Source organism: Paenibacillus sp. J2TS4 (assembly GCF_018403245.1).
In the GTDB taxonomy this organism is placed as follows: domain Bacteria; phylum Bacillota; class Bacilli; order Paenibacillales; family NBRC-103111; genus Paenibacillus_L.
The window spans coordinates 89,006-105,730 of the sequence record NZ_BOSH01000010.1; the positions used below are offsets into that span (position 1 = coordinate 89,006).

15 protein-coding genes are annotated in these 16,725 nt (G+C 48.8%); 1 reads left to right on the forward strand and 14 read right to left on the reverse strand.

What is annotated here, in order from left to right:
* Positions 1–77: 77 nt before the first annotated feature.
* The 10 genes from KJS69_RS19985 to KJS69_RS20030 form a co-directional block, all read right to left on the reverse strand.
* Positions 78–776, reverse strand: a complete 699-nt coding sequence (locus KJS69_RS19985) for an urease accessory protein UreF (RefSeq protein WP_213585565.1) — start codon at positions 774–776, stop codon at positions 78–80.
* A complete protein-coding gene (gene ureE, locus KJS69_RS19990) occupies positions 757–1,209 on the reverse strand; it encodes an urease accessory protein UreE (RefSeq protein WP_213585566.1) in 453 nt (150 codons plus the stop codon). Before ureE ends, KJS69_RS19985 begins: the two co-directional genes overlap by 20 nt.
* Before the next feature lie 51 nt (positions 1,210–1,260).
* Positions 1,261–2,976 (reverse strand): urease subunit alpha, encoded by a 1,716-nt coding sequence (ureC, locus tag KJS69_RS19995; protein WP_213585567.1) that lies wholly within the window; start codon positions 2,974–2,976, stop codon positions 1,261–1,263.
* A complete protein-coding gene (gene ureB, locus KJS69_RS20000; RefSeq protein WP_213585568.1) occupies positions 2,973–3,374 on the reverse strand; it encodes an urease subunit beta in 402 nt (133 codons plus the stop codon). Before ureB ends, ureC begins: the two co-directional genes overlap by 4 nt.
* Before the next feature lie 18 nt (positions 3,375–3,392).
* Positions 3,393–3,695: an urease subunit gamma gene (locus tag KJS69_RS20005; protein WP_213585569.1), complete on the reverse strand. Its 303-nt coding sequence runs from the start codon at positions 3,693–3,695 to the stop codon at positions 3,393–3,395.
* A 923-nt stretch (positions 3,696–4,618) separates the two neighbouring features.
* Positions 4,619–6,025 carry a sulfatase family protein gene (locus KJS69_RS20010; protein ID WP_249730628.1) on the reverse strand — a complete coding sequence of 469 codons (1,407 nt, stop codon included), beginning with the start codon at positions 6,023–6,025 and terminating at the stop codon, positions 4,619–4,621.
* Between the two features lie 622 nt (positions 6,026–6,647).
* Positions 6,648–8,159: an extracellular solute-binding protein gene (locus tag KJS69_RS20015; protein ID WP_249730629.1), complete on the reverse strand. Its 1,512-nt coding sequence runs from the start codon at positions 8,157–8,159 to the stop codon at positions 6,648–6,650.
* A gap of 44 nt (positions 8,160–8,203) precedes the next feature.
* The gene (locus KJS69_RS20020) at positions 8,204–9,070 is read right to left on the reverse strand and encodes a carbohydrate ABC transporter permease (protein ID WP_213585571.1); all 867 of its coding nucleotides are present in this window, start codon (positions 9,068–9,070) and stop codon (positions 8,204–8,206) included.
* A 12-nt stretch (positions 9,071–9,082) separates the two neighbouring features.
* Positions 9,083–10,036, reverse strand: a complete 954-nt coding sequence (locus tag KJS69_RS20025) for an ABC transporter permease (RefSeq protein ID WP_213585572.1) — start codon at positions 10,034–10,036, stop codon at positions 9,083–9,085.
* 114 nt (positions 10,037–10,150) lie between these two features.
* Positions 10,151–12,493, reverse strand: coding sequence for a helix-turn-helix domain-containing protein (locus KJS69_RS20030; RefSeq protein WP_213585573.1), 2,343 nt, complete (start codon positions 12,491–12,493; stop codon positions 10,151–10,153).
* Between the two features lie 74 nt (positions 12,494–12,567).
* Between KJS69_RS20030 and KJS69_RS20035 the strand changes: the two genes are divergently transcribed.
* On the forward strand, positions 12,568–12,756 hold the full coding sequence (locus KJS69_RS20035; RefSeq protein WP_213585574.1) for a hypothetical protein: 189 nt from the start codon (positions 12,568–12,570) through the stop codon (positions 12,754–12,756).
* A 94-nt stretch (positions 12,757–12,850) separates the two neighbouring features.
* Here KJS69_RS20035 and KJS69_RS20040 read toward each other — a convergent pair whose 3' ends face one another.
* The 4 genes from KJS69_RS20040 to KJS69_RS20055 form a co-directional block, all read right to left on the reverse strand.
* On the reverse strand, positions 12,851–13,816 hold the full coding sequence (locus tag KJS69_RS20040; RefSeq protein WP_213585575.1) for a siderophore ABC transporter substrate-binding protein: 966 nt from the start codon (positions 13,814–13,816) through the stop codon (positions 12,851–12,853).
* An 84-nt stretch (positions 13,817–13,900) separates the two neighbouring features.
* Complete coding sequence (locus KJS69_RS20045; protein ID WP_213585576.1) at positions 13,901–14,659, reverse strand: iron ABC transporter ATP-binding protein; 759 nt, start codon at positions 14,657–14,659, stop codon at positions 13,901–13,903.
* Positions 14,653–15,603 (reverse strand): iron chelate uptake ABC transporter family permease subunit, encoded by a 951-nt coding sequence (locus tag KJS69_RS20050; RefSeq protein ID WP_213585577.1) that lies wholly within the window; start codon positions 15,601–15,603, stop codon positions 14,653–14,655. Before KJS69_RS20050 ends, KJS69_RS20045 begins: the two co-directional genes overlap by 7 nt.
* A complete protein-coding gene (locus KJS69_RS20055; RefSeq protein ID WP_213585578.1) occupies positions 15,596–16,546 on the reverse strand; it encodes an ABC transporter permease in 951 nt (316 codons plus the stop codon). Before KJS69_RS20055 ends, KJS69_RS20050 begins: the two co-directional genes overlap by 8 nt.
* Positions 16,547–16,725: the final 179 nt, after the last annotated feature.

Sequence of the window (16,725 nt, forward strand, 5' to 3'; positions counted from 1 at the left end):
AGATTGAAAGGACAATCGCGTTATTTTCATACCCATCCTTTTTCACTTGCGACGTAAAAGTTAACGCCGACAATCTGTCATGACATGAATAATCGAATATGCAGTCTTTCATGCTTCATTTGCGACCATTCCAGCCCGGGAGAAACGATCCCGATATCGTCGGCAGTCAGCTCCTCCACGATATCTACGGCCTGGAGCAGCAACGGCTGCAAGTCCATCAGCAGCTTCTGCCCGTTCGTCTGGCCGAGCGGGATGGCCCTCACCCCATTCTGCACCATACTGCTGATGGAGGAATACGTATAGGTCAACAACGCTGTCCGCCGATCCACCTGAAGATGACGGGAGATCATCGCAAAGGCGATAGCCGGATGACCGTAAGCGGACTTGGCTTGTACTCTTTCGCGGTACTGCCGCAGGAGTGGCTCCTCGTACAGCTCGGCCCCCAGCTTGATCATCCGTTCCCCGATTCTGCGTGCGCCTTCCCTCGTTTCGCGGGCGAGATTCTGAACGGTCAGCAGCCGATCCAGCTTCCATATTTCCTCCCATTGGCCTTGGTCCAAGGCTTCGTGGGTTAAACGGCAAGCCAGACCATCAGAATAAACAAATTGCTCCTTCACATAGACCGTCAGCCATTCCATAAAGGAGGCCGCATCCGTTACCTTCCCCTCTTGCAAATAGGTCTCCAATCCAAAGGAATGATTGAAAGCCCCTGTCGGGAAATTGGAATCGCACCACTGCAGCAGAGATAGCAGCGAGCTAGTGTTTATGTCCCACATGGCGAAACGCCTTCTTTACTTTCTTCTTCTCTCTCGCGAAAGGAATCCCATCGCTTGTTAATTGCTCTTCCACCAAATAGTCATACTGGACGATCATCCGCTCCCCCTCAAATTGGGCCGGCAGATGACGGTTGCCCAGCTTGTGTGCAATCTCGCCCATTTCCTGCATCGAGCGCGGGCGGATGACGAGCAGATCATCAGGCTCCACTTCAATCACAATCATATTCTTCTCATCCATATATAAAATATCGCCGTCCGCCAGCTCCTCCTTCTGGGTGAGACGAATTCCGATTTCCTTGCCGTGATCCGTCGTCACTCTTTGGATTCTTTTGAGCAAATCCTCACTGGGCAGATACACCTTCTCTATATGACGGCCCTCTCTGTCCTCGGGACTCAGTTGATCGAGCCTTCCCACTATTTGTTCAATGATCATTCTTAGCCCTCCCTATCCTTCTAAATTTCGCGCCTATCTCTTTCTGCCGCCTCAGAACAAGAAATACCGCTGGGCCATGGGCAGAACATGAGCAGGCTCGCATGTCAGCAGTTCCCCGTTCGCCCTCACTTCATAAGTCTGGGGATCGACGAATAGCTCCGGGGTCCCGCCGTTAAGGGCCATATCCTTCTTCGTTAGAGTACGGATTCCGCGTACGGGCAGCACGATTTTGTTCAAGCCTAGCTTAGCGGGAACATCTGCATCCAACGCCGCTTGGGAGACGAAAGTGATGGAGCAGCGCGCCAAAGCTTTGCCAACAGCGGCATACATCGGACGATAAATATACGGCTGCGGAGTTGGGATCGAAGCGTTCGGATCGCCCATCAAGCTCTGTACGACAAAGCCGTTCTTAAGCACCATCTCCGGCTTCACGCCAAAAAATGCGGGATGCCACAGAACCAAATCGGCGATTTTGCCGACCTCGATCGAGCCGACATATTCGGCAATGCCGTGTGTAAGTGCCGGATTGATCGTATATTTCGCAATATAGCGTCTGATCCGGAAATTGTCGCCGGTCGAGCCGGCATCCTCGGGCAGCTTGCCGCGCTGCTTTTTCATTTTATCCGCAGTCTGCCAAGTTCTTGTTACCACTTCGCCTACCCGGCCCATGGCCTGGGAGTCTGAGCTAACCATGCTGAACACACCCAAGTCGTGCAAAATATCCTCCGCCGCTATCGTCTCACTGCGGATACGGGAATCTGCAAAAGCGACATCCTCTGGCACGCTGGGATCCAGATGATGGCAAACCATCAGCATATCCAGGTGCTCCTCCACCGTGTTGATCGTAAAAGGACGGGTAGGGTTGGTAGATGAGGGCAGTACGTTGCCGAGGCCCGCCATTTTGATCATATCGGGAGCATGTCCCCCGCCGGCGCCTTCCGTATGGTACGTATGAATCACTCGGCCCTTAATGGCCGCAATCGTATCTTCAACGAACCCGCCCTCGTTCAAAGTATCCGAGTGCAACGCTACCTGTACATCATATTGATCCGCCACCCGCAAGGAGTAATCGATGGCGGAAGCGGTAGCTCCCCAGTCCTCGTGCACCTTCAAGCCGATCGCGCCAGCCCGGATCTGCTCGACCATCGGAGCTTCATGGGCTCCGGAGCCTTTGCCGAGAAATCCGACATTAATCGGCAAGCCTTCCGACGCCTCCAGCATGCGGAACATATTCCATTCTCCCGAAGTGCAGGTTGTTGCCTTGGAGCCTTCGCCCGGCCCGCTGCCTCCCCCGATCAGGGTGGTCAATCCGGAAGCGAGCGCGTGCTCCACCTGATGCGGGTTAATAAAGTGAACATGCGTATCGATGCCGCCGGCCGTTACGATCAAGCCTTCAGCCGAAATGATTTCGGTGCAGGCACCAATAATCAAATCTACGCCATCCATCACAAGCGGATTGCCGCTCTTGCCGATACCGGCAATAACGCCGTCGCGAATGCCGATGTCCGCTTTATAAATTCCTGTATAATCGACAATAATAGCGTTAGTAATCACCAAATCAAGCGCCCCGGCTTCGCGTGTAATCAGGGGATGCAGCCCCATGCCGTCGCGAATCGATTTGCCTCCGCCGAATTTGGCCTCGTCTCCATATCGGATATAGTCTTCTTCAATTTCTATGAATAAGTCGGTATCCGCCAGACGAACCGCATCGCCCGTAGTCGGTCCGAACATATCGGCGTATTGCCTCCTGGACATCTTGAAGCTCATCGGGCTGCCTCCATTCCATTCTTATGGGACAAGAGCGCTGGCGATTTGCGTTGCGGCACAAGAAGGCCTTGCTCCTGCTCTCGCTCCCGGTTATCCAGTAATCCGTCCGTCATGTTATTGAATCCGTATACTTTACGTTCGCCAGCAAACGGCACTAATTCGATTTCCTTGCGGTCTCCCGGCTCAAAACGGACAGCCGCACCGGAAGGAATGTTCAAGTGCATCCCGAACGCCAGCTCTCGGTCAAACTGCAAGGCGGAATTCGTTTCGTAAAAGTGGAAGTGCGAACCGACCTGAATCGGACGATCTCCGGTGTTCAACACTTCGATCGACACGGCTGTCCGACCTTCATTACAGATTACTTCATCGCTCCGCAATCTATATTCACCTGGAATCAATGTCATATCCTCCTTTAATTAACGAATCGGATCGTGAACCGTGACCAGCTTGGTTCCATCAGGGAACGTCACCTCGACTTGAATATCCGGAATCATCTCAGGCACACCCTCCATGACATCTTCCCGCCCGAGAATAGCCGCCCCCTCGCTCATTAACTGGGCCACCGTTTTGCCGTCGCGCGCTCCCTCCATAATTTCATAAGTTATCAATGCCACCGCTTCCGGATAATTCAGCTTCAACCCCCGTTCTCTTCGTCTGCGCGCGAGATCCGCCGCGACAACAATCATCAGCTTCTCTTGCTCTCGAGGTGTCAGTCTCATCCTTGTTCCTCCCGTCTCAAGCTCTATCATTCTCTCTGTTGGATATACAAGAGTAAAACATGATTACATTTTTTCCCAATCATATTTAGTTGTAAGAAATAGCTCCTTACGGAGTCATTTCGATGATGAATAACCCGGTATTTGAGGTAGCTTTCCATGTCAATAAGTATCTTTATTTACACCGTGTTAATGCTGTAAACTTGAAGATTGTTATGGGGTAAAAAGGACTCTTCAAATCTGTTCGTACCCGTGCGTTATATAAGAGCGCACTCTAAGCCCTGCTCTTACCCCAAGCTATCAGCCGATGCGGGGTGAGTTGGAGTCGTCTTTTCATAATTTTGTATTATTTTTCACAAGGTCCCACAGTGTAATACACCCGTTAGCGCTAGCGGGTTTGGTTACCGTTCATTTCATTGTTACTCTACTAAGTTAAGGAATGGCTGCAATGAGGTGTTCTTCAGGTTGCAACCATGGGTTAAATTGGCATGGAATGCCGAAGTGAATTAAGCCATGTACTACTATCTTGGACATGAGCGAATTTGAGGGAAATAACGTCATGCCGTTCTATACGGAGAGGGTGATCCCAGTCTTTATAATCTATGTGACACTAGTTCCATCATATAAAATAAGCGGCCGAAACTAAAGTGTCCAATTTGAACGAATAGTTCAGAATATGACGGCAATCGGCCTATAATGGAGAGCTTTCCCAGGCTTTCATTACCGATTGTCTTATTTCATGCCTTTTGGTGCTTTTTCATTAAGTTGTGAACAAAAATCATCCCGGTTGGATTAAATTACCTCTGATAAAATCGAATCAGAATAGCGGTAAATATAGCTTTGACAGCCATAATTTACCGCTAAGAATGATGAGCTCAAGCCAAGCTATTTATCTCGGCTTTAAAGTTGTTGTACTATGCTTGGGACTATGCTTTGCCCGAATCGAAGTACGCCTTTCGGCCGCCCCCCGCCGGGCCGGCGAGATCCAGCTGTCCCAGACCGCTGACTGGCTCTCGCGTACCATCCAGGGACGGATCGGCATATCGCACAAACCATTGCTCCAGCTGCCCCTTCAATGCGATCCGCTGCTCCTCCGCTTCTTCGCTGTCGATCCGATTATGGCGTTCCTCCGGGTCCTTCACCAAATTGTACAGTTCATGCGGCCCGTACGGGTAGCGATGAATGTACTTCCATTCCCGGGTACGAATCATTCGGACCGGACCGTACTCGTCGAAGACAACTACCGGCTCTCTTGCGCCATCCTTTGCACCGAGCAGGTGTGGCAAAAAGCTCGTCCCCGGAAGCCGATCGGCTTCGGAGTTTGTCATGCCGGCATACTCCAGCAGAGTCGGCATGAAATCGTAGCCGCTCACGAGCGCATCGCTAATCTGCCCTTGCGGGATGCGGCCGGGGTGGCTGAAAATAGCCGGAACCTTGACAGACGTGTCGTACATATTTTGCGGGAAGGTTCCGTTCCCTTTGCCCCAAATCCCGTGATGCCCGCAGTTGAATCCATTATCGCTGAGGAAACAAATCAGCGTCGTTTCACGAAGCCCTTTGTCCTCCAGTTTATCAAGTATCCGTCCGATATTGCGGTCCATTTCCGTTACAGCGGCAAAATATCCCTTCAGATTCTCCTTCGGATCCTCCGCCCAAGGAGCCGTCTTGATTGCCCACGGATGCTTGGGCTCCTGCGGACAAGTCTTAAATTCGCAGTCATCATAGGAGTCGACGACTTCCTGCGGATGGCTGTCGATCCAAGGGCTGTGCGGAGCCGTATAATGCACGCTTAAATAGAACGGCTGCTCCCCTTGCTGATCGTCCAGAAATTGCAGCGCGTCATCCGTAATGACATCGGTCAAATATTCGGGCTCATGAATGAATTGACCGTCGCGAATCATAGGCGCGTTATAATAGTCGCTTCCGCCGGTCTGGTGAACATACCAGTGGGTAAAGCCTTTTTGCGGTCTTACGCTGTCGCCCAGGTGCCATTTGCCGCTAAGTGCGCAAATGTAGCCCTGCTCGGCCAAAATCTCGGTATAGGCCCTCTGTCCCTTCAAATATTCTATGGGCCGCTCCCCTACATTTCCTTCACGAATCCAGTCGTGAACGCCGTGCTGGGATGGAATTCTTCCGGTTAACAGAGAAGCCCGCGCCGGCGAACAGACGGGAGACGTACAGAAGAAGCTGGTGAACCGCATTCCTTCCGCTGCCAACCGATCCAGGTTAGGGGTGCGAATCTCGTCATTTCCGGCACATCCCATAGCCCATGCCCCCTGATCGTCGCTTAATATAAATACAATGTTAGGATAATCCGATGCAGAAGCTGCCACTTCACTTCCTCCTTTTTGTCAACATTGTTTATGAGCCAGATGTGCAATTATCGCTGAGAGACCGCTTCTTATCTACTCATTTACTATTAAAGTGAGAAGATTACAATCATCCTCATGACTTTTGGAGATTCCCCCCGTGTCAGATCGACCTTCTACTGCAAAAGTGCAGGCGTTTGCAAACTTTTTCCTCATATCTGGTCAATCTACTGCAAAAGTGCATTAGAAATCGACCATTTGTGGCTGTATTCCGAATTAATTAGTTGTTCACTGCATTTTTGCAGTCGATCCCGGAAAATGAGTTAATTCTTATTGTTCTTGCTGTACTATAGCAGGCAATCCTCGAAAACGAGGGGCTAAGGTAACGAGCCAAGGCCTGTTTCGATCACTGTTATCCTCGAATGACTTAGGATGGAACCCTTTCGGGCTGAACCCGCTGATCATTCGAACGGCCGCTGCTACGTGCCCTGCTTGCCTAATGTCTGCCACCCCCCCCACCTGCTGGCCTTATCAGCCTGATACTTTCGCTCGCCGCCAGCCCGCTGCTGCCTATGATCGCCTCCTACCCCGTGCCTGCAAGCTCTTCTGCCTGCACATAAGAGCTTGTGTCAGCCGTCCGATCCGCCTACTTTTGCTCCTGGTAGGCTCGATTAACCGCCTCGAGAACCTTCTCACCGCCTTGCTCCCGCCACTTGCGGGATAATTCTGCAATCCCTGAATCCATATCCCTCTTCCCGGTTATCATCTCCGTATAGTACTGATTGAACAGCTCACCGAGAATTCCCGCGTACTCGACTTCTTCTTGAGTGGTCACATTCAGCAGATTGGGGACGATATTGGCCGTTGCAATCTCTACCGACTGCCTCGCCCGGTCCGCCTGCGGTTCGGTTTCGGGCAAATAATTTTCCCCAAGCGGCCAGATTACGCTGCCCCAGGCCAGCGGGTGCGACCATCCGTTGGAGGCAAAGCCGTCTTTGGCGCGTTCCTCCTCATTATATATAATTTTATCGCCGTCTTTTGTATAATGAATGCCTTCGATCCCGAGCTTCAACAAATCACGGCCTTCCGGGGAAAGCATGAATTCAATGAATTTCGCCGCTTTTTCCGGATCCTTGGCATGGCTCGTAACAGCCGTGAACAGACCGGACTTGGGCGAGCTGGCCATCCCCCTCTTGCCGTCCGGGCCAGCCGGCGGGGCCATGAATCCAAGCTTGCCCTCGGGATTCACCTTCTGAAGGCTTGCCTCCAGCCGTCCTACGTGACGAAATAGCGGGGCTCCCATGAAACCAACCTTGCCCTGATAAAACTTCTGTTCCCGCTGCTGAGTATCGTTAAGCAGAAATTCCGGGTCCAGCAGCTTCTCATCCCACAGCTTACGAATGAATTCCACTCCTTGCCGGAAGGCGGGATGCTCGAAGATAGGCACGACTTCCCCTTGTTCATTCAGAACCCAATCCCCATGCGGCAGCCCATAAGCGTAGAAGATGAAGTTAAAGGAGCCGTTAAAGCCGGTGCTCTTCGTAGCCGTCAATCCGTACGTATCATGTTTCCCGTTGCCATCGGGATCTTTCCTAGCAATCTCCTGCATCGCATGATAGAATTCGTCCAGCGTTTCCGGGGGCCTCAGGCCGAGCTTCTCCAACCAATCCGCCCGATAGGCCATCGTCGTATTGGACCGTTCCTCAATGAACGGATAACCGTAATACTTGCCGTCTACCGCCGTCCAGGTCAGCCTCTGTTCAATTTTATTTCGGACTGTCGGCATCACGTCGAAATAGTCGTTCAGCGGGACAACAATTCCTTCCTCGATCCACTGGCTGAGGGAGGGCGAAGGATAATTAATCGTGACCACATCCGGAAGATCGCCCGTCGCCATGGCTACGTTAATTTTTTCATAGCCGCCCTCGGGGACGACTTGAACCTGAAGATCAATTCCCAGCCTTTGGTTAATTTCGGCAATAATCCGGTCATCGGGCCCGATCGGATTCGCCGCGGTGTCACCTGGTGTCAGAAACACCAGCTTCATTGGCATGTCGTCTGTGGCTGACAATCCCCCCTCTTTATTTCCGCAACCCGCTGCCGTCAGCACGATCAACGCGCAAGTGCCAATGAGCCATTTCTTCTGCACTCTCATCATGTCCTGCTTCCCCCTTATCGGCATATAAAGTTAATGAGCCGGAGCTATTCCTTGACCGCTCCCAAAGTGACCCCCTGCACAAAATACTTTTGAAAAAAAGGATAAATAATCATCACCGGTATGGTTGAAATCATAATGGTCGCCATCTTAATCGACTGTCCCAGCAGAAAAGGACTGTCTCCCCCCGACTGGAAAGACGCTTCATTATCAATCAGCATAGATCGCAGGAACAGCTGCAGCGGCCAAATTCCTTTGTCCGTTACATACATGACCGCCGTAAAAAATTCATTCCATCTGGCCACTGCATAGAACAATGAGATCGTAGCGATAGCCGGCATGGAAAGCGGGACTACGATTCTGAGCAAAATTCCAAGATCGCTGCAGCCATCCATTCGCGCCGACTCTTCGAGACTTTCCGGAATGGACGTGAAAAAATTTCGCATAATGATCAGGTTGTAGGTTTGGATTGCTGTCGGGATCATGAGAGACCATACCGTGTTCATCATGCCAAGCTGCTTGACAACCAGATAAGTCGGAATGATGCCTCCGCTGAACATCATCGTAAAGACGATGGCGAACATGATCGGCCGCACACCCGGAAGCTGCCGTTTCGACAAGGCATAGGCCGCCAGCGTCGTAGCAAGCATACTGATAGCAGTACCGAAGACGGTTATAAAAATGCTGATTCCATATGAAACCCACAGCTGCTTCAATTGCAGAAGATACTGATAAGCCTCGAAGGTGATCGATTTCGGAATCAAATGAAGATTGGAAGACAAACTTTCCTGCAAAGGCGTGATGGAGACGATCAGCGAATCCCAGAACGGATATAGTGTGAGGAATGCGAGCAGCGTTAATATCAAGTAATTAGCGGCATCGAATAGTTTGCTGCCGGTACTGTTACGAGTCATGTCCTTCCCTCCTTAATAGATCCCTTGCTCGCCCATTTTTCTGGCCAGACTGTTGGCCATGACCAAGAGAGTGAAATTAATGACCGACTTGAACAATCCGACAGCGGCGGCGAGACTGAATTTGCCCTCCGTAAGACCGACCCGGTAGACGTACGTATCGATAATATCCGCCACGTTGTAGACGCCGGGATGATACAGGACGAAGATTTGCTCGAACCCGGCTTCCATCAGTCCCCCGATCCGCAGGATCAGCAAAATAATGATGGTGCTGCGAATACAGGGCAAGGTGATGTGCCAGATTCTTCTCCAACGATTGGCCCCATCCATTACCGCCGCCTCGTAAAGCTGCGGATTGACTCCGGCCAGAGCCGCCATATAAATAATGGTGTTCCAGCCGAACTCCTTCCAGATCATGGACCAGACCAGCGTGCTGCGAAAATAGTTCTCGTCAATAAGGAAGCCTACAGGCTGTCCTCCCAACGAACGGATCAGATTGTTAACCACTCCTCCGTCCACCGACAACAGATTAATTAACAAGCCCCCCATAATGACCCACGATATGAAGTGGGGCAAATAAATAACCGTCTGCACCGTACGCTTAAATACCAATCTGCGGACCTCATTAAGCAGAAGCGCGACAATGAGCGGCAGAGGAAACCCGAAGACCAGCCGATATAAGCTGATCACTATCGTATTCCAGAAGATCTGCCAGAACTTATCCAGGCCGAATAAATATTCGAAGTGCTGAAGCCCGGCCCAGGAACTCCCCGTGATTCCTTTGGTGATGCTGAATTGCTTGAAGGCAATCATCGCTCCATACATTGGATAATAATGAAATACAGCATAATAAAGGACAGCCGGCAGAAGCATTAAATAAATGGAACGATAACTGTAAATCCGTTTCCAGGTTTCTAACCTTTTGGACATTTCTCTTTGTCCGTTCGTTTTTGCAGCCGGCATCGGCATGAGAAAACCTCCTCCCGTCGTATTTTTGTAAGCACTTTCAGAATAAAAGGAGGAGGTTAACGCGACAAGATTCAATCGTTGTAAACGGTATCATGATTTGTCATTTGGCAAGGTTCAATGGATCGGATCGGTATCGATTCTTGGTTTTTCGCTGTTCAAACGCTCTATAGCATTCCGTTTCCGGTACTCTGTAGGGGTTAATCCGGTCTGCTTCTTGATGGTTCGGATTAAGTTCTGCTTTTGCCCGAAGCCCGAGGCAGCGGCGATCTCGTTAATGCCGGATTGAGTTTCTCTAAGCAAGTGGCAGGCCTCCCGCACACGAATATCCGTTAAATAATCGATAAAAGTTTGTCCCGTCACTTCCTTGAATAATTTGGATAAATATTGACTGTTCATAAAGGCCAAATCCGCCAGCATTTGCAGGCTGAGGGGTTCCCTGTAGTTTTCCCGGACATAGGCAGCCAGCTTGCCGATCATTTCAACGTTTTTATTCTCGCGCTTGTCCTGCAGCGCTTCCGAGGTTTGGATAAAAGCCTTGTCAAACCACAAGCGGATGTCCTCCAGATTTTGCAGCTTGGAAAATTCGTAGACTAGGCCGTCATCTTCCTCTGCTCCCTCCCGCCCTGCCAGGAGCTCAGCCCGCAGAGTCATCAGAGCATGGAGCAAGTCGGTCACAATTAAGTTTTTATGATGCAAGCCAAGGCTCGAATCACCGGATAACTGTTGGATCAATTCGTCTTTAGCCGCCAAGGAAGCTTCCAGGCGGCCTGTTTTCAATTCGTTGGCTGCCTTTTCTACCAAATGCCGGAAATTCATAATCCGGTTTCGGTTCATATGATTAATTTGCAGATCATGAATGGACAGAATGCTGGCCGACCCGGTAAGACGTTCATACTGCAGCACCTCTACCGCTTCGTTATAGGACAGATATATTTCGGAAAGACTCGTATAGCTCCCGCCGATTCCTATCGTCAGGCTCACTCCCGGCAGTTCGGCGCTCACTTTCCGTTTCACTTGAAAAGCCAGCTCTTTCGCCTTATTAATCGTCTGCTCCCGATCCCCCCAAGTTCCGGTATTCACAATCATTACATCCTGTTTGTGGAATTGGGGAATATAGACTCCGGGCCCGTGATCAGCCATAGTCTCCTCACATAACATCCTGATCTGAAAATAAATCAGATTACGCAGCTTTTCTTCCGGCTCGGCGAGCTCCGCCCCCTTATTTAGATAAAGACGAAGAACGATGACGATAAAATGCTCCGGCTGAAGAGGAATCCCGTAATAGTCCAACTGGCGCTCCAATTCTCTGAGACTAGCTGTGCTTCCCGACAATAGGTGGATGAGAGCATGCTCCCGTAAAACCAGCTCACTGTTATAAAATTTCGTTTTAAATTCTTCATTTTCGTTAAACAGATGGTCTATCGATTCGCTAATGTAGCTGAATTCATCACGATGAAGAGCTTTGGTGAACGGCTGTTCCAGATTACTGGACAATGCCTGAACCATCTTTTGCACCGGCTTGTAATAATTTCTCGAAACGAGCACCATCAAGGCAATGCCCAGGCCAAGCCCAAGCAGTGAAATAAGGAGGGTGATCCGAATGATGTCATTCGATCTTTTGAACACTTCGTTGCAAGGGTTCAGGGTAACGTAGATCCAGCCGTTAAAAGTGGAGGTCAGGTACGAGACAAGCATCTTCTTCCCGCCAATCGATTCCACGAACGAGCCATTATTTTCTTGGCGTATCTGCTCTATATCAGTGTCGGCGAACGGATGCAGCAGCATGCTTTTATCTTTATAGGACAGCACCGCGCCCTCTTCGTTCAAGATAGCGACATTGCCCAACTTGCGATTGTTCGTGTTGACCACCGCATTGTACAGCACATCCTCCTTTAAATGGATGAGGAGCGCACCCTTCTTCTCCACATTATGGAGCGGGACGCTGAAGTAAAACTGGAGAACGCTCTCGGGATTTTTGTGCTCATCGGACCAATAGCCTGCGCCCCAGCTCATGGTCTCCCGGCCTTCGATAAACTCCCGCAAATGCTCATAGTTAGGAAAGTCGTCCATGCCCGCAATCCCCGAAGGGGAAATCAGCTTATTATTGACCGAGCTGTATAAATATATAGAATGAAGATAATTGGAGGAATGAATGCGTTCGGAGAACAAATTGCTGGTGTTTTGGAGAAAACGGTATTCCTCTTCCAAATTCCAGGGAAGCCACACCGATTTCTGGACATCCGTGTTAATGGCCAAGGACGAGGCCATCTGCTGCACTTCCCCCAACGCCTGCTCTACAATTTTCTGGGTTTGCGCCAGCAGCTCGGCATTGGCTCCCAGCACCTCTTCCTTCAGCATAACGTCCGTATTCCGATAAACCAGAGCCCCAACCAGCAGCGTGATGAGAACAACCGCAATCGTGAGGTGCATTAACAGCCGGATAAAAACCGTTTTCAACAGCACTCCCCCTTTTATGTATGCCCTTACATTATAATACAAACGAGCCTGCCGCGAAGAGGAAAGATAGCCCATTGCCAGCAGCGATTGCCCAATCCTTCCCTTTTGACGAGCGGAATGACGCTGCGCAAACCATCGATAATAAAAACATCATTATCCAGGGCGACCGTAAAATGAACAAGGATAGCTGGTCTGTCATCGGTGGTTTGCTGACCAACTCTGACGGAGTGATTGAGTTAACCGTTACTTGGAGCGAGCTATAATAAGGTCCATATTTGGATCTTGAATCTGTAACAGGGGCTGTCCCTAAGCCTGATGGCTTTGGGACAGCCCCTGTTAATTTTAGCGTCAGCTATATTACTTCACGCTAGCTTCGACCTCTTTGACCATCTCGGCGACGGAGATAAGTCCTCCACCGGACAGATACCAGTAGTTAGGATCGAGATAGACGACATTTCCGTCTTTATAAGCCTTCGTATTTTTCACCAGCTCGTTCTCCACCATTTGCTTGGCGGACGATTCGCCGCCCACTGCTGCGCCTCTATCGACAACAAATAAGTAATCCGGATCTTTATCTACAATGTATTCAAAGGAAATGCTGTTGCCGTGAGTCTCCACTTTAATATCTTCATCCACCGGAATGAAACCGAACACGTCGTGAATAATACCGAATCTGGACCCGGCTCCATAGGCGCTGACCTTGCCGTCATTAGCCAGAATAATTAAAGCATTTTTGTTGCTGGACGTTACTTTCTCGTTAAGCTTCTGGATCGAATCTTTTACTTTGGCCAGTTCTTCTTCAACGATCGCTTCCTTGCCGAAAATCTCTCCCAACAACCTCGAATTTTCCTCATAGGATTCCATATAACGGGAGGTATCGACTCCCACATAAATGGTTTTCCCCAGCTTGCTCAGTTCATCGTACATGGGGCTTTGTCTTCCGGAAATGATAATCAGATCGGGATTGATCTCACTGATTTTCTCAAAGTCGGGCTCCTTCAAGCTTCCTACGTTGATGTATTTATCGTCTTCATATTTAGAAAGATAAGGAGGAACATTGCTTTTCGGCAGAGCCGTTACTTCAACGCCTAATTTATCGAGAGTATCCAGTGCGCCAAAGTCGAAAACAACGACTTTCTCAGGATTCTTCTTGACTTCGGTTTCTCCAAGCTCATGTTTGACCGTTAACACTTCCGCTTCCTGTTTCGTCTCTGATCCCGATCCCGAACCGGTTCCTTCTTCCTTGGGACTGTTAGAGCTTCCGCATGCGGCCATAATGGCAGCAAACATTGCGATAAATACAACTAATAATGCCTTCTTCATTCTTCCCACTCCTAAATATTTATTTAGTTAATAAACGATTAGACCCCGCCCTGTACGGCGATGTAATAAAGGTTCTGCCATGCCTCATGAAAAATAGACGCATATTTTGTTATCGTTAATATGTTCTATTTGGATATCCATATCGTAGATTTCTTTAAGGACCGAAGGGTGGATGATTTCGTCCGTCGTCCCTACCCTCACCACCTTTCCATCCTTCAATGCGACGATATGGTCGGAATAACAGGAAGCAAAGTTAATATCGTGAATAACGATCACGATCGTCTTGCCCAGCTCATCCACCAGTCTGCGAAGGATCTTCATAATTTGCACGGAATGCTTCATATCCAGATTGTTGAGTGGCTCATCCAGCAGAATATACTCTGTGTTCTGGGCAATAACCATCGCTATATAGGCCCGCTGTCTCTGTCCTCCGCTCAATTGATCCAGATATTTGTTCTGCATCTCCGTAAGGTCCATATACTGAATCGCTTCATCGACATACTTCCAGTCTTCTTCTGTAAGTCTTCCTTGCGAGTAAGGAAAGCGTCCGAAGGACACTAATTCTCTGATCGTCAAACGGAGGTTGATGTGGTTGGCCTGCTTCAAAATCGAGATTTTTTTAGCTAAATCATTGCTTTTGCACTGACCAATTTCCTGATCGTCTATGTAAACTTCCCCCTGATCCTTCGTAATCAGCCGACTGATCATAGAAATTAATGTACTTTTGCCGGCGCCGTTAGGGCCGATAAATGAAGTAATCTTCCCCTTGGCGATCGTCACCGATACGTCTTCCACTACATTTTTAGTCCCGTATTTTTTGAACAGGTTCCTCACATCTACCATGATTTATTCTCCCTTAGCAGTAGATAAATAAAGTAAACTCCACCGATAAAATTGATAATGACGCTTAACGTTGTAGAGAAGGTGAAGACTCTTTCGACAATCAACTGTCCTCCGACCAAGGCAATGATGCTGATCAGGATGGAGCCTATAATTAAATATTTGTGCTGATACGTTTTGAAAAACTCATAAGCGACATTTACTACAAGCAAGCCCAGGAAGGTAATAGGCCCGACAAGAGCCGTCGATATCGAAATGAGCACGGCCACTACGATCAACAGCCGTTTGACTACGTAATCGTAATTGACTCCCAGATTGACCGCTTGGTCGCGCCCGAGCGACATCACATCCAAATATTTAGTGAAGCGGGCAAAATATATACCGACGAGCAGCACCGATAGGCCGGCTATCAGAAGAAGCTCCGTCTTGATGTTATTAAAGCTGGCGAACATCTTATCCTGTACGATCTGGAACTCGTTGGGATCGATCAGCACCTGCATGAAGGAAGACATGCTTTGAAACAAAGTGCCGAAGATGATCCCGATCAGCAGCAGGAAATATATATTTTGACCTTCTCTTTTAAACAGGATTTTGTACAGCACTCCCGAGAATACAACCATCAGAGCTACGCATATTACGAAGTTGATATTGCTGCTCATTACACTGCGGTGATTAGAGCCAAAGACGAAAATGACAAAGGTCTGGATTAACATATAAAGCGAATCTAATCCAATAATGCTTGGTGTCAAAATGCGGTTGTTCGTAATGGTCTGAAACACCAGGGTCGAAAAGGCGATCGTCCCTCCGGTCAATATAATGGCCAGCACCTTCATGCCTCTTCGCTGAAGAATGTATTCCCAGTTTCCGCCGATATTGATGAATAAGAAGATACCTACCAAGACTACTGCAATAACTGCCAAGATGGCCATTCTAACTTTATTATTCATGGGCCCTTCTCCTCATCAGTAAGTAGACAAAAATACCGCTTCCTATGACTCCGACGGTAAGGCTGATCGGAATTTCATAGGGGTAGATGATGATCCGGCCGAGGATGTCGCAGAATAACACGAATACGGCTCCCAGCAGCGCGGTGTGAGAAAGGCTTTTTTTGAGATGATCCCCTTGGTATATGCTGACGATATTCGGAATGATCAAGCCCAGAAAAGGAATGGTTCCCACGGTAAGAACTACCGAGGAAGTCACTAACGCTACAATAATCAACCCGATGTTAACTATTCGCTTGTAGTTCATTCCTAAATTTTTCGAGAAATCCTCTCCCATCCCGGCGACGGTAAATTTATTGGCGTACAGGTAAGCGACGACCAGCAAAGGAATACTAATATACAAAAGCTCGTAGCGGCCTCTGATGATCATTGAGAAATCGCCCTGCAGCCATGCAGACATATTCTGAATAAGATCATACTTGTAAGCAAAAAAAGTAGAGATCGAGCTAATAATGTTACCAAACATCAATCCTACCAGCGGGATGAAAATCGTATCCTTGAATTTGATTCTGTCCAGAATCTTCATGAACAAAAATGTTCCAAGCAAGGAAAAGATAAATGCGACAATCATCTTGAGCAGCGGGCTCGAGGTGGTAAAGATCATTAAGGAAACAAGAATCCCCAAGCGGGCGGAGTCCAATGTACCGGCCGTAGTGGGAGATACGAACTTATTCCGGCTTAGCTGCTGCATGATCAAACCACAGATGCTCATACTGATTCCCGCCATAATAATACTGACCAGGCGGGGAACCCGGCTCGCTAGCAAGATCTGAGTTTTGTCATCAGAAAGCTTCAGCAAGTCGAACGGTGAAATGTCCTTGACTCCGATAAAGATAGATAGGATGGATAAAACAATTAGAGCTAACCACAGGTATCTTTTTTTCATGACTTTTCCTTTGCTTACAAATAGGAATGTTCAATATAATTTCTATGAACCATACCAATAATGATATTCATTCTCAATTAGATTGCGAATCCTATTATAACATGTCGGTTCCAGCTGTCAACCTCTTCCTTAATTTTGTCACTTTTTTTATGAAAAAAGCTTGCAGCCCATCTCCGATC